The sequence below is a fragment of the Candidatus Nomurabacteria bacterium genome (genome assembly GCA_020847275.1).
In the GTDB taxonomy this organism is placed as follows: Bacteria; Patescibacteriota; Minisyncoccia; order Phycocordibacterales; family JACOZG01; genus JADLCI01.
In genome coordinates, this window is the sequence record JADLCI010000007.1 from 31,465 (window position 1) to 52,335 (window position 20,871).

Annotated in this window: 18 protein-coding genes; 17 read left to right on the forward strand and 1 reads right to left on the reverse strand. The window is 43.7% G+C overall.

Annotated features, from left to right (window positions below):
• Window positions 1-33 precede the first annotated feature (33 nt).
• The 8 genes from IT398_01545 to IT398_01580 are packed head-to-tail and all read left to right on the forward strand — an operon-like array spanning window position 34 to window position 8,102.
• Entirely contained in the window at window positions 34-1,656 is a 1,623-nt protein-coding gene (locus IT398_01545) for a type IV secretion system DNA-binding domain-containing protein (protein ID MCC6290731.1), read from the forward strand.
• Entirely contained in the window at window positions 1,653-2,699 is a 1,047-nt protein-coding gene (locus tag IT398_01550; protein MCC6290732.1) for a glycosyltransferase family 4 protein, read from the forward strand. The genes IT398_01545 and IT398_01550 overlap by 4 nt, the downstream gene beginning before the upstream one ends.
• A complete protein-coding gene (locus tag IT398_01555) occupies window positions 2,696-3,238 on the forward strand; it encodes a glycosyltransferase (protein MCC6290733.1) in 543 nt (180 codons plus the stop codon). Before IT398_01550 ends, IT398_01555 begins: the two co-directional genes overlap by 4 nt.
• On the forward strand, window positions 3,231-3,680 hold the full coding sequence (locus IT398_01560; protein MCC6290734.1) for a hypothetical protein: 450 nt from the start codon (window positions 3,231-3,233) through the stop codon (window positions 3,678-3,680). The genes IT398_01555 and IT398_01560 overlap by 8 nt, the downstream gene beginning before the upstream one ends.
• On the forward strand, window positions 3,677-4,630 hold the full coding sequence (locus tag IT398_01565; protein ID MCC6290735.1) for a glycosyltransferase: 954 nt from the start codon (window positions 3,677-3,679) through the stop codon (window positions 4,628-4,630). Before IT398_01560 ends, IT398_01565 begins: the two co-directional genes overlap by 4 nt.
• Window positions 4,627-6,606 (forward strand): glycosyltransferase, encoded by a 1,980-nt coding sequence (locus tag IT398_01570; GenBank protein ID MCC6290736.1) that lies wholly within the window; start codon window positions 4,627-4,629, stop codon window positions 6,604-6,606. Before IT398_01565 ends, IT398_01570 begins: the two co-directional genes overlap by 4 nt.
• Window positions 6,603-7,721, forward strand: a complete 1,119-nt coding sequence (locus tag IT398_01575) for an exostosin family protein (GenBank protein ID MCC6290737.1) — start codon at window positions 6,603-6,605, stop codon at window positions 7,719-7,721. The genes IT398_01570 and IT398_01575 overlap by 4 nt, the downstream gene beginning before the upstream one ends.
• A gap of 9 nt (window positions 7,722-7,730) precedes the next feature.
• Window positions 7,731-8,102: a GtrA family protein gene (locus IT398_01580; protein ID MCC6290738.1), complete on the forward strand. Its 372-nt coding sequence runs from the start codon at window positions 7,731-7,733 to the stop codon at window positions 8,100-8,102.
• On the opposite strand, the gene IT398_01585 is transcribed toward IT398_01580, so the two are convergent.
• Window positions 8,049-8,816 (reverse strand): glycosyltransferase family 2 protein, encoded by a 768-nt coding sequence (locus tag IT398_01585; protein ID MCC6290739.1) that lies wholly within the window; start codon window positions 8,814-8,816, stop codon window positions 8,049-8,051. The two genes, IT398_01580 and IT398_01585, sit on opposite strands and share 54 nt — an antisense overlap.
• A 129-nt stretch (window positions 8,817-8,945) precedes the next feature.
• On the opposite strand from IT398_01585, the gene IT398_01590 reads away from it, so the two are divergent.
• The 9 genes from IT398_01590 to IT398_01630 are packed head-to-tail and all read left to right on the forward strand — an operon-like array spanning window position 8,946 to window position 20,870.
• Window positions 8,946-10,724, forward strand: coding sequence for a hypothetical protein (locus IT398_01590; GenBank protein ID MCC6290740.1), 1,779 nt, complete (start codon window positions 8,946-8,948; stop codon window positions 10,722-10,724).
• 9 nt (window positions 10,725-10,733) lie between these two features.
• Complete coding sequence (locus IT398_01595; protein ID MCC6290741.1) at window positions 10,734-11,444, forward strand: class I SAM-dependent methyltransferase; 711 nt, start codon at window positions 10,734-10,736, stop codon at window positions 11,442-11,444.
• 4 nt (window positions 11,445-11,448) lie between these two features.
• Window positions 11,449-12,564, forward strand: a complete 1,116-nt coding sequence (locus IT398_01600) for a glycosyltransferase family 4 protein (protein MCC6290742.1) — start codon at window positions 11,449-11,451, stop codon at window positions 12,562-12,564.
• Entirely contained in the window at window positions 12,554-13,552 is a 999-nt protein-coding gene (locus IT398_01605; GenBank protein ID MCC6290743.1) for a glycosyltransferase family 9 protein, read from the forward strand. Before IT398_01600 ends, IT398_01605 begins: the two co-directional genes overlap by 11 nt.
• 2 nt (window positions 13,553-13,554) lie before the next feature.
• Window positions 13,555-15,480, forward strand: a complete 1,926-nt coding sequence (locus tag IT398_01610; GenBank protein ID MCC6290744.1) for a CDP-glycerol glycerophosphotransferase family protein — start codon at window positions 13,555-13,557, stop codon at window positions 15,478-15,480.
• Window positions 15,481-15,489: 9 nt separating this feature from the next.
• Complete coding sequence (locus IT398_01615) at window positions 15,490-17,331, forward strand: CDP-glycerol glycerophosphotransferase family protein (GenBank protein ID MCC6290745.1); 1,842 nt, start codon at window positions 15,490-15,492, stop codon at window positions 17,329-17,331.
• A 52-nt stretch (window positions 17,332-17,383) separates the two neighbouring features.
• Window positions 17,384-18,403 carry a UDP-N-acetylglucosamine 4,6-dehydratase (inverting) gene (pseB, locus tag IT398_01620; protein ID MCC6290746.1) on the forward strand — a complete coding sequence of 340 codons (1,020 nt, stop codon included), beginning with the start codon at window positions 17,384-17,386 and terminating at the stop codon, window positions 18,401-18,403.
• On the forward strand, window positions 18,400-19,542 hold the full coding sequence (gene pseC, locus IT398_01625; protein ID MCC6290747.1) for a UDP-4-amino-4,6-dideoxy-N-acetyl-beta-L-altrosamine transaminase: 1,143 nt from the start codon (window positions 18,400-18,402) through the stop codon (window positions 19,540-19,542). Before pseB ends, pseC begins: the two co-directional genes overlap by 4 nt.
• Entirely contained in the window at window positions 19,539-20,870 is a 1,332-nt protein-coding gene (locus tag IT398_01630; GenBank protein ID MCC6290748.1) for an aminotransferase class III-fold pyridoxal phosphate-dependent enzyme, read from the forward strand. The genes pseC and IT398_01630 overlap by 4 nt, the downstream gene beginning before the upstream one ends.
• The last annotated feature ends 1 nt before the right edge of the window (window position 20,871 follow it).

Consider the following 20,871-nt stretch of genomic DNA (forward strand, 5'->3'; position numbering starts at 1 on the left):
GTGTTATAATCTGGCAATATGGCGGAAATGCCGATTGTCAAAGATAGAACTTACTTTGCCGAAACTGATTTCCGAGGCAAGCGAACGAAGTTTGGCATTAAGTTTGAAGACCGTGCTCGGCATGTCTATGTGATTGGAAAGACAGGCATGGGAAAAAGTACCATGCTGGAGAATATGGCCGTCCAAGATATCGCCGATGGGCACGGTATGGCTTTCATCGACCCGCACGGTAGTACGGCCGAGAAGTTATTGGAATATGTGCCAGAGCATCGCATTAAGGATGTGATCTATTTTGCACCGTTCGATTTAGAGAATCCGATTTCTTTCAATGTTATGGAGGACGTGGGGGCCGACCAACGACACTTGGTGGTGAATGGTTTGATGAGCGCGTTTAAGAAACTCTGGGTAGATGCCTGGAGTGCGCGCATGGAATATATTCTAACCAACACCTTGCTTGCCTTACTTGAGTATCCCAACTCCACCCTGCTTGGAGTGAATCGGATGCTTGCCGACAAGGTTTATCGCCAGAAAGTGGTGGATAATATCAAGGATCCCACCGTCCGTTCTTTCTGGGTTGATGAATTTGCCAAGTACACAGAGCGTTTCGCGGCCGAAGCCACGCCGGCGATTCAGAATAAAATCGGGCAATTTACGGGGAATCCGCTGATTCGCAATATCATTGGGCAAACAAAATCGTCTTTCAGTTTTCGTCAAGCAATGGACGAACGAAAAATTTTAATCATCAATCTATCCAAAGGCAGAATGGGCGAGGGGAATGCCAATCTACTTGGCTCAATGATTATCACTAAGATTTATCTAGCGGCGATGAGCCGAGCCAACTTGTCGCCAGCCGAGATGCGCTTGGTGCCCCCGTTCTATTTCTATGTCGATGAATTTCAATCCTTTGCCAACGAATCCTTTGCCAACATTCTTTCTGAGGCAAGGAAATATAAATTATCTCTGACAATCGCCCATCAGTATGTAGAGCAGATGTCGGAAGAGGTACAGGCGGCCGTTTTTGGTAACGTTGGGACGACGGTGGCTTTCCGGGTTGGTCCGCTTGATGCCGAAATTTTCGAGAAGATTTTTGCTCCCACTTTTAGTATGGAGGATATGGTTAATCTCGGCTTCGCTCAGATCTATTTAACGATGATGATCGACGGGGTGGGCTCCCAACCATTTTCGGCGATTACTTTACCACCGATCACACCTCTAGCACGTTCCTATCACGATGAAATTATTTCTTGGACACGAAAAACCTATGCGCGGCCTCGGGACATGGTTGAGAAGGACATCGGTAATTGGCATGCGACGCCATCTACGCCAAAGACGTTTGTTCCACCTCTTCCGCCGAGAACGGCTCAAGTTTCACGACCAAATCCACCAGTTTCTCGAGTGGACGCAGTGACGCCAAAAAAATTTATTGAACCGGAGAAGGTTGTTTCCCTCAAATCGCTTGAGCAGAAGGTGGAGACAAGAGAGAAGAGTACTGGGCGACACAGTGCTGATTTACGTGATGTGATTGCATCGGTTCAGAAGGAAGTTGCCGGGGGTCAAGCAAAAACCTTAGAAGAAAAAGCGCCAGAGAAGACAGCTGAAAAAAGACCAAGAAACGAAATTCCCGAAAATGAACTGAAGAAGATGTTGGAAGTATGAATCGTCCACGAGTCCTCATTTTTTCACTAGCTTATTTCCCCTTTGTCGGTGGGGCGGAGGTTGCGGTCAAGGAATTAACTGATCGTTTGGGTGGATATTTTGAATTCGAGATAATTTCAGCTGATATCAAAAACTTCTGGTCAAAATATTTTTTCCCTTTCTGGGCTTCTCGGCAGGCTAAGCGGCAACACAGGCTAAGAAAATACGATTTAGTCTGGTCGATCATGGCGAATCAGGCAGGGATGGCCGGTGCTTTGTTCAAAAAGTATCATCCGGGGATCCCTTTTCTGCTTACCCTCCAAGAGGGGGATGATTTGGACAGTTTTTTTTACCGTCTGCGTTTGCTTGCCCCTAGGTTGTTTGGGGTTTTTGCTCGCCCAGACCAGATTCAGGTGATTTCAAACTATCTAGCAGGTTGGGCAAAGAAAATGGGTGCCCGTTGTCCCATTGTGGTTATTCCAAATGGAGTTGATCTGAGCAAGTTTGGAAATCGAGAGGGTAATCTTGAGAAAGTGATTATTACAACATCACGGTTGGTGAAGAAAAACGGAATAGATTCTTTGGTCCGCTCACTCGCTTTTTTACCAGACGATGTTAAACTGCAAATCCTTGGCCTTGGGCCAGAGGAGAAAGCGTTGAGGCGCCTGGTTACCAGTCTTCAACTGTCCGCCAGAGTCTCATTTTTGGGCCAGATTGAGAGTAAGAACGTGGGTCAATACTTATCTCATGCCACTGTTTTTGCGCGTCCTTCGCGCTCGGAGGGGCTGGGGAACTCCTTTCTTGAGGCGATGGCGGCTGGATTGCCTGTTATTGCCACACCGGTTGGTGGAATCACTGATTTTTTGAGAGAAGGGGAGACAGGCTGGTTTTGCGAGGTCAACAACCCAAGATCCATTTCTGAAAAGGTGAAATTCATTTTAGCGCCAGAGAATCAAGAACAAGTTACTCGGATAGTTAGCAATGCGCGGAAAATGGTTTATGAAAATTACGATTGGAATAAATTAGCGGAGAGATTTACTGGCTTATTGAAACAAATGTTATGAGAATAGTAATCGCTACGGGAATTTATCCGCCCCAGATTGGAGGACCAGCGCAATATGCGAAAAATTTGGCCGAAGAGTTCATCAAAAAGGGACACAGGGTTAAAATTTTGACTTACCGGCTGGAGAAGCACTTACCTTCTGGAGTTAGACATTTTTATTTTTTTGCCAAGTTGATATTTGCCCTCTGGCGAGTTGATTTTATTTTAGCGCTAGATACTTTTTCCGTTGGGTTGCCAGCCGTTTTGGCGGCTAGATTGGTTGGTAAAAAGATAATGATTAGGACAGGCGGGGATTTTCTTTGGGAAGGTTACGTGGAACGGACTGGTCATTTGGTTTTATTGCGGGAGTTTTATGAGAATGTTCGGGGAGGGTCAGTCAGGCTAAATTTCAAAGAGAAGGCTATTTTTGGTTTGACAAAATGGGTAATACATAAAGCTCAAATGATAGTGTTTAGTACCGAATGGCAAAGGGATATTTGGTCTAAACCGTATCAGTTGAGCCGACAGAAGACGAAAATTATTGAAAATTATTATGGCTAAAATATTCATTGCTGGTACTAGGAAATTAAAATGGAAAAATTTATCTCTACTTGAGCGCGCTTTCGCTTTGGCCCAGAAGGCTCAACCAGAGCTTGTTCTTGATCTTAATAACTGGCCTTACGAAGAATTTTTACAGAAAATAGCAGAGGCCTATGCCGTGATTCTTGTCTCACTCGGAGATATTAGTCCTAATTTGGTTTTGGATGCATTACGTTTAGGGAAACCGGTTATTTTGACCACAGAAACAGGATTACGGCAGAGGTTGGGGGAGTCAGTAATTTGGGTGAATCCAGAAGACGAGAAAGATATTTCACAAAAGATCATCTGGTTGTCCGATCCCGAGAATTATCAACACTCTTGCCAACGCGCAAAGATGTTTGATTTGAAGCATTCGTGGTCGGACATTGCCGATGAATTTTTAGACCTAGCTAAAGGTTTATGAAGGTTTTAATGATTTCCACTGATTCAAAAATTTTCGAACCCCTGAGCGAGGTTCGGTTACGGATGATTAGTCAGGCCGAAAGTTTTGGCAAGCTCACAATTGCGATTATCGGCAAGAAAAGTTTTTTACCACAAGTAATTAACGACAAGCTGACGGTGTTTTCTCTCGGACGTCTGGAGTCTTTTTTCTGGTGCCCGATGAGGGATTATGAACTAGTTACGAGTCAAAACCCCTTCGAGCACGGCTTAATTGGCTGGCTGTGGGCCGGGAAAATAAATGCCAAATTACAGCTTCAGATTCATACAGATTTTCTCAATCCTTATTTTGCCCAGGAGTCTCTTCTGAACAAAATACGGTTGCGACTAGCAAAGTTTTTATTGCCACGGGCTGACAGCGTTCGAGTTGTTAGCCAGCGAATTGCTGATTCGCTTGTTGGCGCAGGAATCAGATTAAGACAGAAACCGGTGGTTCAGCCAGTCAAGATTGATCTCGAAAAAATCAAAAATGAACCGATAAAAATAGATTTACATGACAGATATTCGCAGTTTAAGAAAATAGTTTTAATGGCATCTCGTCTGACACGAGAAAAAAATATTGACCTAGCCATTCGGGCGATGAATTCGATTATTAAATCAAGGCCTGGCACCGGTCTGGTCATTGTTGGTTCTGGACCGGAAGAGGGGAGACTAAAACAACTGGTGAAACAACTGAAGCTAGAAAAAAATGTTTTTTTTGAGTCGTGGACCAACAATCTATCGTCTTTTTATAAAACAGCCGACCTGTTTCTTTTGACTTCATTTTATGAGGGATATGGAAGGACAATTGTGGAAGCAATGGCTTGTGGTTGTGTTGTTGTTTCGACCGACGTTGGAGTGGCGAGGGAAGTGGGGGCGATTATCTCTGGGGACAACATTACTGACTTGGTGGAGACACTGGAAAAAATATTATGAAATTACTAATTGTCACGCAGGTGGTGGATGAGTCGGATTCGATTTTGGGGTTTTTCCACCGTTGGATTGAAGAGTTTTCTAAACATTACGAAAAGGTTACCGTAATTTGTTTGAAAAAAGGCGAGTACCATCTACCGGTCAATGTCGAGGTGCTAACTCTTGGTAAAGAGGATGGGGCTTCAAGATCCAAGTATCTCTGGCGTTTTTATAAATATATTTGGAGTGAGCGGAATAATTACGACACGGTATTTGTGCACATGAATCAAGAGTATGTCCTATTGGGTGGTCTTTTCTGGCGTTTTTGGGGTAAACGCGTTCATTTGTGGTACACGCACAAGATGGTTAGCGTAAAATTACGTCTGGCCACTCTTCTATCAGACAAGGTCTTCACTGCGTCCGAAGAAAGTTTCAGATTCGATACACCAAAACTACGTATCGCAGGGCATGGCATAGACACAGACTTTTTTTCTCCTGATTCGAGCGTGGTGCGTTCTGATCACGTTCTCTCCGTTGGACGTTTGATGAAAAGTAAACGCCATGATCTCATCATTCGTGCTGTGGCATTTGCAGGTAAAGAGCTTCGGATCATTGGCGACGGGCCGGAGCGTAAAAATCTTGAGGCACTCGCCCATATGATTGGGGCAAGGGTTTATTTTCTGGGTGGGCTTAATCAGTCGCAGGTGCGGGATCAATATCAGAAAGCTGCTTTTTTTGTACACACCAGTGAGACCGGAAGCTTGGATAAGGTGACACTTGAAGCCCTTGCGTGTGGCTTATCTGTAGTTACAACAAGTGATGCGTATAGAAATTTTCCAGTACGTAAAGTACAGGCAACACCGGAGGCTATTGCCGCGGGGCTGGAAACAACACAAGACGGAAGCGAAAATGCAAAGTTTGTTCGAGAGCACCATAATCTTCGTCGTTTGATCGTCTATCTATCACGGGAGATGAGTGTATTGGGACCACGTGTCGCTTTTATTTTTACACGATCTCGGAAGGAAATTATACGTGGCGTACAGACCGGTCAGTGTGCGGATACGCCCCTTTATGGCATGAATCATATACCCCATGCTGACTATTTTACCTTGGCGTCTAAATCGATGCGCGCCGTGTTTATCATTCTGCATCTTTTCCGGTATGACTTTGTTATTGCGCAGGACAATCTCTTACTTGGTTACATTGTTTCTATTTGTTCTCGGACGTTTAATCTTAAGACTCGGTGGTTGTATGTGGCGATAAATTCTTCCACTCTCATGCGACGACACGCCAAGCATCCGATACGGCTTTTTATCCTTAAAAAGTTTTGGTCGAGTTACTCGCATATCATCTGCCTTTCTTTCGATCAGCTTAATGATTTTATCCAAATCGGTCTCCCTCAAGCACAACTTTCATTTATTCCATTTGGTGTGGACGCCACTTTTTTTCAACCTACCGACATTCATCATGATGAAAATTTAATTGTAAGTGTCGGGCGTGACGGTGGCCGTGATTACCGTACACTTTTTTATGTCGCTGGACTGGTCGGACATCGATTCGTTGTTGTCGCTGGACAGAAAAATATTCCGCATGATGTTTCGATTCCTCCAAATATGTCGATAGTTTATGACCGGAGCATTGTTGAAGTTCGAGATTTATATACTCGGGCTCGACTCATTGTCGTTGTTTCAAAGGATGCTAGAATTCCGGATGGTTCGGACTGCTCGGGACAGACGGTAATACTTGACGCTCTTGCTGCTGGCAAAACCGTAGTTGCAACGCATCGTTCTTGGATTGCGGACTATTTTGTTCCTGGGCGGGATCTTATTGTGGTTGAGCCTGGTAATTCCGAAGCTGTTGCGACCGCGATTACCACTCTTTGGAACGACGCTGAAAGACGGGGGGAATTATCCGCCTCCGGACGTAACAAGGTGTCTATGTGCTACACGACAAAAATTTTTGCCACAGCCCTCCTTAAGCTTATGGAATCTATAAAATGACGGCGATAAATCAACTTAGACTTTATGTTAACCCTAAGTGGCGGCGCAAGGGCATTCACACACCCCTTCTTAATCCTTGGTGGGGAAATCCACACGAGGAAGCTTCAATTTTTTCTAAGTTGATGTTCGACAGCTATTCATTTGACACTAGCCTCTATGTGGTAACTGACGATGTTTCAACAGCAGAGATGGTTTTACCGCCGTATCCGCATCAATGGTTTTTGCGCCACGATACGGAGCTATTTGATGAGTGTGTAAAAATTGCTAGCGAATGTAACCTTCCCATTCTAATTGATGGATTGGGGGATATTGAGCACCCAATTGAAGTCAAAAATGCCTATATCTTACGTTACGGAGGGTATCATTTTCTTCCTGAGCGCGGTCGTATTGTTGTACCACTCCATGTCGATGATTTACTTGAACGGTGTTGTGGTGGAAGGTTTGATGTTAGAAAGAAAAAAGTAGGGAAACCAATTATTGGATTTGCGGGGTGGACAGAGCTTTCCTTTTCTCAGTATTTACGTACGATAATAAAAGAGCTTCCGGTGCGGCTGCTTGGAGTTTTTGATACCCGTTATCGCGCGTGCACTAAGGGAATATTGTGGCGACAGAAGACGATTAAAATTCTTCAAAAATCAGGACAGGTAAGACTCAATCTTCGTACGCGGCGTTCTTTCTCTGCAAGTCCGAAAACAGCGGAGGGGGATATGAAAAAACTTAGAGAGGAGATGGTAGATGTAATATTACAAAGTGATTATGCCCTTGACGTGCGCGGTGACGCAAACAATTCAGCTAGGCTTTTTGAAATACTGTCCCTTGGGCGTATACCGATTATTGTCGATACCGAGCGCAATTTTCCCTTTAGTGATAAAATTGATTACGCGTCTTTTGCGGTCATGATTGACTTTCGTGAACTCAATAACTTACCGAGTCGGATAGCTGAGTTTCACGATAATATTTCTCCAGAACACTTTGAACAAATGCAAAAAAATGCTCGGGAAGTTTTTGTTCGTTATTTTCGTATTGATGCAATCATGCGGTCACTCGTGGAAGATCTGCACACAAGGATTTCATCAGGGGCTGGTTCTCTCCAAGGTGAAACAAATAGACCATAATATTGCATTATGCGTGGGCTGAAATTTTTTCTCACTGGCTTAGTTGGCCTTAGTGTCAATCTCGGCGTGTTTAATTTGCTGTATCTTTTAGGGTTGCCGTATCTCTATGGGTCGGTTATGAGTTTTCTTGTTGCAATGGTCGTTGGTTTCCTACTTCAAAAGTATTGGACCTTTGAGGATTGCTCTCGTGAACGCGCATATGTTCAGTTCGCATCATATGCCGCATTGACGTCGTGTAATCTTTTATTAAACACATTCATCGTGTACGCGCTTGTTGATTACGCCGATGTTTACTATCTTGTCGCTCAAGCCACAGGGGCAGGGCTGCTATCTCTCCTTAGTTATTTTGTCTACCGTTTCTACATTTTTAGGGGGTCTTAGTGACATCAGGCGATAACGAAGTATTTGGAGCACCATCTTAAGGCCAATTTTTGCTGCCTTTGCCACACTCTCCCCGGTGTACATTGAGGTACCGATGCGCTCTTTATAGATAACGGGGATCTCTATGGGTTTCCATCCGCGACGTATTACCCAGATCATGATCTCAATGGAAAAAGCGTCTTTGCCATCAGATAAGTAAAATAAGTCAAAAATACTGTTGAGAACTCCGCGCGAGAAAAGTTTGTATGAGCAACTCACGTCAGTCATACTGGGCCCATTATGTAAAACCTCTAGGAATTTTGCCACGGCCCAGTTACCAAGTCGAACTGGAAATGGCATGAATGCTCCTGACCAAATAGCGGCACGAGATGTCCGTGTTCCAAAAATAACCTCGAAGTCGTCTGTATACGATAGGAATTTGTGAACGTCTTGTGGTAAAAATGTACCGTCTCCCTCCACTGTTATAACAAGATCACCAGTGGCTTCGTGTAGCCCGCGCATCATGGCGTTTCCGTATCCTTGATGCTCCCTTTCCTCTACTAACCGTGCTCTTGTTTGTGCTACTTCCATTTTTGTATTGCCAAGTGCGTTGTTGTCAATTACCACAACCTCATCAACCACACCGGTGTCAAAAAGTCCATTTATGACGGCACGGATGCTACCCTCCTCATTGTAAGTCGGGATTATAACACTTACGGTCTTACCTCTGTGCATACTGGTAAATTATAAGAAAACTTCCGTTTATGATTCTTACAAAGAATAGCATGAAAGGCTGTTTTTTGATAAGATGGTTGGCTGTAGATAACAGTGAATTTTGTGACAAGGTATACTATCTTAATTGTGATGAATAGATTAAAGGGATTTCTGTTGAGATATCGCTTTTTGGTTGTTCTCGTTGTTGTCACGCTCGCTCTCACTCTTATACCAATAATCGATATTTATATTGTACTTGGAGATAAGTGGCAAGGGGTCCCACCGACCTTCACCGATGAAACATTTTATTACGCACGGGTTCAGTCAATAGTGGAGGGGGGATTTGTTGGTGGTCATCCGTATTTTTTTGAACATCGTCATGATCCACCGCTCGTGGTTTTTGCTGGAGCGTGGGTAAATGCGATTCCTCAGTTACTTGGTCTACCACTCAATTCTGCATTGTTGGTAAACTTTATTCTGTGGAGTTTATTGTTTGTTTTGTCACTCTATTATTTGTTTAGGGAATTGCTAGTGCCACCCTCTTTATCCGTTTTTTTCACCCTTCTTATCTATGTTCAGTCGTATGCGCATGTGTGGCGTCCGGTTAATCTTCAGCCGGTGTACCCCCTTTATTTTTTGTTTTATGTCGCCCTCTTACATCTAATTTGTAAACAGAATCTCCGAAATATTATTTGTCTTGGTTTTGCCGTTGGCGCAACGTTTTATTTTTTTGCTTATCTTTGGCAAGTTGCTGTAGTGACGCTTGGGCTACTACTTTTTTATACACTTGCTCGTAGGAAGTGGCAATTATTGAAATCCACACTCCTTTCTTTAATTATCGGTGTTGTTATTGGCCTTCCAGTACTACTCTATGCACTCTGGCTTTCACACGGATCACCATATTTTTGGGAAAGTGTCGGTCGTCTCGGTCTTGTAAATACTCATCTACCTATGGCTGAAGTAATATATTCGGGCGGGTGGATCGGTCTGGTCTTCGTTTTATTGGTGGTTTTTTATTTAAACGCCCGTGAATTACGAAATGACAAAAACCTTATAACGATAAATACGTTTATTGTTATAAGTGGAATGGGGCTTTGGTTAATGCAGGGAAGTAATCTTGTTACTGGTAAGCTACTGGAGACAGGGGAACATATTCGCACGTTAATTCTACCGTGGCTCGTATTTTCCACCGTCAGTTTCGGTGTATTGTTCTGGAGACGACGGACACTCGTTTCAATAAGAACACGGGCGCTTCTGACCATTTCAATTGCGATATTATTTAGTGTTAGTCTGTATTATACCCACTACTATTTCCGTCCCTTTCTTCCTGGAAATGTCGACCACGGGGCATGGCAAATTGAACAGCTCTACGCCGGGCCATTTTCGTGGTTGCAAAACGAAGAGAAAAATTCTGTGGTTGTGTGGAGTGAGCCACGCGATTATTTAACGACTAATTTGCCTATATTTACTAGACATTTCACCCTTTATAATTATTTTGGCATGTTGGAGTTGATTCCTGAGAGCGAAATACGTGAAAGGTATCTTATCTCGCAGTATTTTAATAGTCCTGCACTCACAGATTTTAAATCTGAACGAGAAATGGAGCTTTACCTTGGCCGTCATGATTTTCCTCATGCGGCGAAAACCATTGAGCGTGGAATTAAGATTTGTCGTTTACTGTCTTTTTGGAATAAGGGTAAAGATTGTGGCATACCTCCTACACCACAGAGTCTTCTTGGTGATAGGTTTTTTGTCGATCTTGAGAGTCAGTTTAAAAACGATATCGTGCCAAACATCAGGTCGTATCTTAAAAAATACAATGTTTCTTATATTCTTAAAGATAAGATACTTAACCCAAGCTATAGACCAGAAAGCTTGGGGGCGGTACTTGTTTACAGCGACTCTCGCTATGAGATCTACCGTCTTTAGTCCTACGACATGAGATACTTACCCGACATCCAACGAGATGAAATATTCAATGCTGATAAACTGCAAAGACTATATCAGTCTCGTTTTGGTGGTCGCCTTGAGTACAGAGATAAGGTATGGCGCATTCTAGTTAAGGAATATTTTCAGCAGTGGGTTGGTGGCGGTGTCGTGTTGGACTTGGGGGCGGGGTATGGGGAGTTTCTGAATAATATTAAGTGTACAAAGAAATACGCGATGGATCTGAATCCAGAGACTTCTCTCAGGGTTAATAAAGATGTTGAGGTGTTGGTTCAAAACTGTGCCGATGCGTGGCCTCTTCTGGACGACAGTCTCGATGTTGTCTTTACTAGTAATTTTCTGGAACATCTTCCTGACAAACAAACGCTATCAAGAGCACTTAATGAGGCAATACGTTGTTTAAAGCCAGGTGGGCGAATCGTGGCCATTGGACCTAACATCAAGTATGCCCCCGGTGCTTATTGGGATTACTGGGATCACCATGTCCCATTAACCGAGCAATCTCTTGCGGAGGCGATGAATCTTGAGGGGTTTGATATAGAAAGATGTATAGACAAATTCTTGCCGTTTACTATGGCAACGGGACCACGCTACCCGACCTTTCTTGTTGCCGTATACTTGAGATTTCCAATTGTGTGGCGTATTTTCGGGAGACAGTTTTTTGTTGTGGGAAGAAAAAAATTTGCAAGCCATAACACATAACAATATGAAAATCTATTATGTTGCAAACGCTCGTATGCCGAATGAAAAAGCGCATGGTATACAGATGGCAAAAATGTGTGAAGCGCTGGTTGAATCTGGTGTTGACCTAACGCTACTGGTGTCAAACAGGGGATCTGGAAGCCTGAAACAGTTTTATGGTCTCACGTGTGAGATACCGACACGACGATTGCCTGTGGTGGACTTACAATTTTTTGGTCCAATCGGTTACCGGGTTACGGCGCTACAATTTATTATCAGGGTGTTACTCTATTTATTTGTGAGATTGTTCAAAGATAAAATGTTTGTTGTCTACACAATCGACATGGATTCATTTTCTTTTGCTCCGCTAATTTGTATACCGCGCCCAGTTTTTGCAGAGATGCACAGTGTTAAGAAGGTCAACTTTCTGACAAGGACTTTTTTTAAGCGTGCAAAAATCATTGCAACAAATCAGCCAATTGCCGATGATTTATCGAAAGAATTTAACATTTCCCCACATGGTATTTCTGTTGAACCAAACGGTGTGGATGAAGCAGCCTTACGAGATTTTATTTCACAACAAGATGCTCGTAGAAAACTTAATTTGCCGTTAGATAAGTCATTTGCTCTATATGTTGGACGCTTTTACAAGTGGAAAGGCATGGAAATACTCGCAGATGCGGCCACAGATTCTATCCTTCCCATTTATGTTGTTGGTGGTGGGCGTGATGAGTATGAAAGTGTGACAGGTAGAAGTGGCGAGCGGTTACATTTTGTTGGAGGAAGACCAACTTATGAAATAGTATCGTGGCTTGCCGCGGCGGACGTACTAATCGTACTTGGGACCGCAAATAATAAGGAGTCTTACTCTTATACATCCCCCATGAAAATATTTGAGTATCTTGCTGCTGGTAGGCCTACAGTGTCTTCACGGACGCCCGCTGTAATGAGTATCCTTAGAGAAGGCGTGACTTTTTGGTATGAACCGGACAACGCACAGTCACTGGGAAAAACCATAAGCTTGGCATATACCAGTCCAGAATCGAAGGCTAAGGTACAGAAGGGTCGTGAATTGACAGAAAGGCATACCTGGCGTAAGCGTACGGAGCGGATTCTAAATTTTATCAAGTATGGAAATTAAAAAAGCGTTAACGTTCCGGGCATCGTCGATCGGTGATTGTCTGATGGCAAAGTATTTATTGGAAAACATTCATGCGAAGTTTCCTGGGGCACGTTGTGGGATTGTGATTGCAGGTAGGGGGGCGATGATCCGGGATTTGTTTGCCGCTTATCCGTGGATAGAAATAATTGAGGCCAACCGTCGTGATGTGGGTGCAATAGTTCGCTTGTGGCTTAAATATCGTGGTAGTGATTTGGTCGTAACACAATATGCTGGTAAGCCTGGCGGTAGGTTCAGTCTCGCAAGCAAGCTAATGGGTAGATTGTTAGCACGCCGTGGTGGACTAGTTGGGTTTAGTGATTCTTCCACCTGGAACAAGTTTTTGTTTTCTAAAACCATTTTAGTCAGGCAAGATCAATCTGTGGTCTGGCATGAACGTGAGATCTTGCGCCTGTTTGACATACCCGTAGTGTTTTCGTTTCCCGTTCTGGTCCCGTTTAAAAATACCAATATTCTTAAACGGTTCAACCTTGAAACAGGGCGATTTATAGTTGCACATCTTTTTTCTGGTAACACTATTCGGGGAATGTGTCCGGAGAAGAAGGGGAAATTACTTGCTACTGTATCTAAAAAATTTCCCGATTTCCAGCTCGTGATTAGTGGTGGAACACAAGACAGGGAAGAGGCATTGTCTGTTGTAGAAAATATCCCGGCCGTTGTTGTCGCTGGCGAGGTGACAATCCAGGAGATGATAAGCCTTATCAGCACAAGTCACGGAGTGGTGAGTCTGGATACTGGTATGGCACATATCGCGGCACAGCTCGGTGTTTCTCTGGTCGTCATGTGCTCGTGTTTTGGACGGAATTGGTGGTTTAGTGACCAATATGGGGTGGGGGCTAAAATTAATGTGTTCTCTTGTGAAGAGATGTGCATTGGCGGACACGTAACTAAAAATTATCCCGACTGTATCAATGAAATTTCGATTGAACAAGTCGTGAATGTTATTTAACTATGCAAAATCAGTTTAGGCAAGAGGAAAAAGATAACGCCTGCACACTGGCCCTACTCTCTGAGTTGGGACAGGTTGGGGAGTTGGAACGTTTCCTGTTGGAACAACCAGGGACGGTTACCGACTACTTGATTGTGGCGCTTTCTTTAGAAATTGAGACAAAGTTAGAAGAACGTGGGATTTCTTTTGTTTCGGTGGGTCGCTATAAAAAGATATTCCCAGATCAATTGATTGATGAAGACGTGATGATGGCGGAATTTTTCTCCGATCAACGGTGGAAAAAATTTAGTTATCGCGGGATCCCATTACTGATCACGTTCAGATTTATGTTTCGTGCCTATCTTCAGCGAGCGCGCTACTATAGTAATTTGCTTATTTCGATACTGGAAACTCATCAGGGGGTGAGTCGTCTGGTCCTGTTTTCTCCAAGCGAAAAAATATCTAATACATTTGGCAACCTCGCCAAACGTGAGATTAATGTCGTTGTAGATTGTGCAAAAACAATAGCGTCTATTCGCGGTATTTCTGTTACGGTTATACAACCCAAATCATTCGCCACACTTCGTGATTCCCTAAGGCCGGTACTTTTCTCGGCCCAACGGGCGATTTTTGGTTTTTTGTTGATTTTATGGAATGCGGTAGTTGTTACTTCACGACGGTCACGACACCCACGTTTGCTGATAAGTGATCATTGGGGAAACGTTGGTTCGTCTATAAGGTTGCTTAAATATGGCGAATGTATTTTTTTTGATCGTTCAGAGATCAAATGTATCAACTGGCGGCTACTTCTTCGTTATCGGATGCGGTTTGTGCACTTTGAAAATTTTCTAACACATAAGATGTGTGTGCGTGCTAAGGAATGTGGACGAGAGTTTATTGATATATGGAATAAGATGCGAGGAGGTGTCCCTTCGGTTTTCTCGTTCCAGGGCCATTCCCTCGACCCTCTATTCCTTGGTGTGGTCGATGATGTGGTATATAACCTTGAAAAAACACTTTATCAGATCGAGGGCGCATATGCGATGTATGAAAAATTACAACCCGATCTGGTTATGTTACGTGCGAGTGTGAGCGGGCAGACACATTTTTCTGTTTTACCACTGGTGGCGAAGATGTGTGGTATCCCGTCTCTTGAATTACAGCATGGACTAGAATATCTCGGACCTGGTTCTTGGTCGCGAGAGCATGTTGCTGAATATATTGCAGTTTATGGTTCTCTTGTGAAGAAGGAACTGGTCTCAATTGGTTGTGTGGCAGATAAAATCTGGGAAGTTGGTTCACCTCGTATGGATAATTATCCGGTATTCAAAGAGAAAAAGATCAAGGATATTTCACGCGGAAAGTTAACATTACTTTGTATTGCGCCTGATATTCGCCCCTTTGAAATATATGATTCGTATAGTGCCGAAGAATATTTTAAGGTGATTGCGAGGGCGGTTGAGAAACTGAAGGAGAAACACATTATTGTCAAATTGCGTCCTGGTCCCGCTAATGACGGGTTGCTTCGTGCAATTATTGCTCGTGCATTTTCTCATATACCTTACACAATAGCGCAGAATGAATCTATCGCCGATTTATGTGTTCGAGCTGATGTTGTAATTTCATGTTACTCAACCACAATTCTAGAAGTGCTTAGAATTGGTTTGCCTACCATCATTCCAGTGTTGAATCGGGTTGACGCGATGGTGACAGAATTTCATTTTTCTCGGTACCATGACGCTGGTGCTTTACACATAGTGTCTAACCATCAGGGACTTACGGATATCCTCTTGAGGCTTGTTTCTCACCCGGAATTACGTGATGAGTTACGAAAAAATGCTTATTCCTTTATTAGAAACAACTTTTGTTTTGATGGAGACTCTTCTCGTCGACTTACGACACTTGTCCTTGAATTGGCAGCCAAAAAAGCTTCTCGTAAATTAAGCTAACATAGAATCATGTCAATTTTTTCTAAAGAAATATTTGTTGTCTCGGAATTAAGACATATTGACGAAGCTTGTTTGCAATCTGGACGAGGAAAGACAATCCTCTGTTTTGACTATTTAGTTGAACAGGAACTGATAAAAAAGAATGTCCCACATCTTTCGGCGACAGATTTCGCAGACCGAGAAGGAGGCGAGGAAGAGTGGTGGAAACTTTCTCACCAGATTGCGGGTGACTGGTATCGTTTACCGACCATGAAGTTTTTCGAGTACCAGAGTATCCGAATTGCCGAAGCGCCAGAACCACTAATGCAGGCCTATCTGGCAAGGATATTTTATTATGTAAGATTATATTCTGTTCTTAAAAAAGATCGTCCAGATTCTCAATTGATTATTCCTGTCCCCACCGTCAGTGTATCATCATCACCAGACTGTTTGGCGGCGTTTCACCCGTGGGCAATTATAGACGCAGCACGGATGGTGGGTTTGTCGGTTACAACAACAGATAATCGCACAAAAATTCGGTCATATGTATTTCCTAAAACCACGTGGAAGATTTTTATTCTGTGGCTATTCAATGTTTTTATTGGTTTCGCGCCCCCGCGACGTTTTAAGGTTTATTCCAGTGAATATTGGGCACACCTGTCCTCGGTTGTACCTTATTTAGACGACGCGGAACTTATACTTTTCGAGAGCAAGGAATTTTATAGGATACCATGGAAAAAAATTCTGAAACATCGTATTCGCGTTCGATATTCGGATGGGATAGTTAGTCGGTCGGACGAAAACAGAATTAGGAAAATCGCAGAGAAATTTGAAAGTGGTTGGAAGGATGCAAAAAAAGATATCGCACACTATCTTTCTGGTATATGTGAGAATTTAGAATGGGACCCAATACTCGAGGCCTGCGAACATATTATAACGTATGCGCCACGGGTTGTTGCCGATATAGACTCTCTGCGTAGCATTATGCTAGAAGAGAAACCAGACATCGTGCTTCAAATGGCATCGGTCGGTGGACCACAGCACTATTTCTTCCTCATGGCCTGTGTTGCGCGACAACTTGGAATAACCTCTGTTGAATTGCAACATGCGACGGCGACCATTGACCCCCGTTCCGTATTTAGCCGTCTTGAGACGGACTATTTGTTGACTTATGGCCCCGATATTAATTTGTGGCATGAACGCTTGGGACACGCCCATAATCGACTCGTTGCTGTTGGTTCACCGCGTTTTGATAAATATATTAATGAGCGTGCCCAAGGTCTTGAAAGGGGGAAAAAATTATTTAGGCAACTCGGTCTTGATGTTCGTAGGCCAGTTCTCTTCGTGGCTGTTCCTTTTTCTGACAACTTTGCGTCGGCGGTTGACTCCTATCAGCTTGCCAGCTTTTTTAAGTCGGTCCGTGAAATACAGGACAGAATAAGCGGTCTGCAGATAATTTTTAAATGTCGTGCTCGTAGAGATGTTGCTGTTACCCAGAAATATCTATACGAATTGTTTCGAGGCGATTGGGTCGTATCTGCTAGCGAAGATATCTTTGCGCTTCTATCTGCGAGCGACGCGGTTGTTTGTAATAACTCAACGGTGATCTATCAGGCCGTCTTAACGAGAAGGCCGCTCGTTCTCTATCCTTGGAAATTTTTTGATTCATATCATGCACATGTCTACGCACCGTTAATCCCTATTTTTTATAACCCAGAAGAGGCTGTCCTTGCGGTCTCGCGTATTTTCACAGACAAGGCATATCGTGACGATCTTCTGTTGCGTCAGGAACAGTTTCTCGGGGGGTATTCTTTTGACGGAAAGTCTTCTCAGCGAGTAGCGAAAACTGTTAAGTTGCTTGCGAAAAGATAGGGGCTCTCGTTCCCTTGTTGAGGTGGTATTTTTGTGTATACTTAATTCTGTGATGAGTACCCAACAACTTAACGGTAAAACCGTCCTCATTACCGGAGGGACTGGTTCTTTTGGCAGGAATTTTTCTGAATATATTCTTGCGAATTCGAAGCTAAAGAAGCTTATTATTTTCTCTCGTGATGAGTTGAAACAATCAGAAATGGCCGCAGAAATGAAGGATGAACGTTTGCGGTTTTTTATTGGTTGTGTCCGTGATCTATCTAGGCTTAGACGTGCTTTCACGGGGGTTGATATTGTTGTGCATGCGGCTGCCTTGAAACAGGTGCCAGCACTTGAGTACAACCCCTTTGAGGCGGTGAAGACCAATATTCTCGGCAGTCAAAATGTAATTGAGGCGGCGATTGATCAGGGTGTAAAGAAAGTTCTTTTGGTTTCGACCGACAAAGCAGCAATGCCAGTTAATCTCTATGGTTCCACGAAGTTGTGCGCGGAGAAGCTTTTTATTGCTGGTAACTCCTACAGTGCTAATGGAGATACACGTTTCAGTGCTGTTCGTTACGGAAATATTGTTGGTAGCCGGGGAAGTATCGTTGAAAAATTAGTTCTAGAGAAGGGGGCTCATACCGTTCATATTACTCACGAGAACATGACTCGTTTCTGGATGGATTTAGAACAGGCATTCCAGATTGTCCTAGCTGCGATTGATGCGATGGAAGGAGGAGAGATTTTTATACCTAAGGCTCCAGCAATGAAGTTAACTGATGTTTTTAATCTCCTGGCGCCTGGTGCTAAGCGTAACATTGTTGGCGTTCGGCCGGGAGAGAAAATGCACGAAGTTTTATTGACGAAGGAGGAAGCGCGTCACGCGGTTGAACTCAAAGAACATTTTGTTGTCTTGCCCGAAAATGTCAGTTCGTTGAGACAGAAGAAAGGACTTCAGAAATTTTTGAAACAAGGTAAGCCGCTAGCGACAGACTTTCACTTTTCAAGCAATGAGGGTGCTAGGCAGATGTCTTCAAAAGCGCTTCTCCAAATGGTGTCTCGTCTAGAAAAAACGATAAGAGACAAATGATCCCCTATTCCACCCAAGATATTAATGGGTCTGATATTCGGGCGGTTGTGAGGGTGTTACGCTCGGGATGGTTGACCCAGGGTCCAGCGGTGGTTAAATTTGAGAAAGCTATTGCAGAGAAGGTTGGTGTGCGCTTTGCTGTAGCGTTCAATTCTGGTACTGCCGCACTTCACGCAGCATATTTTGCTGCTGGTGTAGGTGGTGGTGATGAGGTTATTGTGTCCGCTCTTTCGTTTGCTGCCACGGCCAACGCGGCCCTGTATCTTAATGCGAAGCCAATTTTTGTTGATTCTGATATCGTGACTGGCAATATGAGTGTCGCTGATGCTATCAAAAAAATAACAAATAAAACTAAGGCAATTGTCCCCGTTGACTATGCTGGTCGACCGGTTGATTTACGGGCATTTCGATTATTGGCAAGGAAACATGGGATAACTTTGATAGAAGATGCCGCGCAGGCGCTTGGATCAAAGTACGGTGGAAAATTGGTGGGGGTTCAAGCCGACATGACCATGTTCAGTTTCCATCCAGTGAAGTCAATTACCACGGGCGAAGGGGGAGTAATTGTCACCGATAATCAGAAATTTGACAAGGCAATGCGCCTGTTCCGTAGTCACGGTATTAGCAGAGATGTAAAAACATTTTCACGAAAAAACAACGGGGAATGGTACCAGGAGATGAAAGAACTTGGGTTTAATTATCGCATGCCAGAGATGTCGGCGGCGCTTGGTTGGAGTCAGTTGAAACGTCTAGATTCTTTTATTTTAAAACGCCAGCTTGCGGCGGATCGATATCGTAAGTTGTTTGCCGGAGTAAGTAACATCATCATTCCACCAGTTGAGGGTATTTATGAAAAGTCGGCATGGCATCTGTATCCTGTTAGACTGTCTCCATCTATTGCAAATAGGCGCGATGAAGTTTTTGCTAAGATGCGCAAGGCCGGAATTGGTGTGCAGGTTCATCACCTTCCGATTTATCGCCACCTCTATTACGAGAGATTGGGTTATAAAAAAGGGTCTTGCCCAAATGCGGAAGAGTTTGTTGCTTCAGAAATATCCATCCCGCTATTTCCAAAGATAACTTTTCAACAGCAGAAATTCATTTCAGTTACACTAAAGAACATAATTGCTTCATTATGAAGAGAGATTTCAGAAAAGGCGGGGGACAAAAGCTTTGGCGGAAAGCGAAAGGTCTTATACCTGGTGGAAATCAACTTTTATCAAAAAGAAGTGAAATGTTTTTACCTGAACAATGGCCTTCCTATTACTCAAAAGCAAAAGGCATTGAGGTCTGGGATTTAGATGGTAACCGCTTTGTTGACATGTCTATTATGGGTGTTGGGGCGTGTCTTCTTGGCTACGGTGATCCTGATGTTGATCGCGCCGTAAAGAGGGCCGTAGAAACTGGTGTCGCGTCTACTCTCAATGCGCCAGAAGAAGTTGAACTTGCCGAACTGTTGTGTAAAATCCATCCTTGGGCTGATATGGTTCGTTATGCACGTTCTGGAGGAGAGGCGATGGCAATTGCCATCCGAATTGCGAGGGCGTCAACGGGCAGGGATGTGATTGCTTTTTGTGGTTATCATGGTTGGTCGGACTGGTATTTATCAGCAAATTTATCTGATGATGACAAGCTCGACGGCCACCTGCTTCCCGGTCTTGAGCCGAAGGGTGTGCCGCGTGGTCTTAAGGGAACACTCTTTCCATTTCACTATAATTCGATTGAGGAATTGGAAAAAATCGTAGCAGAACAGGGGCGTAGACTTGCGGCAATTGTGATGGAGCCAATGAAGGGAGAGGAGCCCAAGAATCATTTTTTGCATCAAGTGCGAGATTTGGCAGACAAGGTGGGCGCTGTCCTTATTTTCGATGAGATTACAATTGGCTTTAAAATGACATATGGTGGCGCTCACTTGCTCTGTGGTGTGAATCCAGATATTGCCGTGTTTGCTAAGGCGATTAGTAATGGTTATGCCATGGCGGCAATTATCGGGAATAAGAAAGTTATGCAGGCAACACAGACCACCTTTATTTCAAGTACTAATTGGACGGAACGTATTGGGCCTGTCGCGGCTCTGGCGACTCTTAAAAAAATGAAAAAATTAAATGTTTCTCGACGACTTAAGGAGGTGGGGGAACGTGTTCTGGAGATTTGGATTAATGCGGCAACACGACACAACCTTGCCATCGCAACCGGTGGCCTCCCGCCCCTGAGAAGTTTTTCTTTTAAATACGGTGAGGATAGTCAGGCACTGAAGACACTTTTTGTGCAGGAAATGTTACAGAGGGGATTTTTAGCAACCAACATGCTCTTTGCTTCGTATGCCCACACCGACATTTTTTTGGATAAGTATGAAAAAGCGATAGACAGAGTTTTTGCTTACATTAAGGATACCCTTGATACTGGAACATTGAAAAAGAGACTCAGGAGCCCTGTAGCCCATACCGGGTTTTCTCGGCTCAATTAAC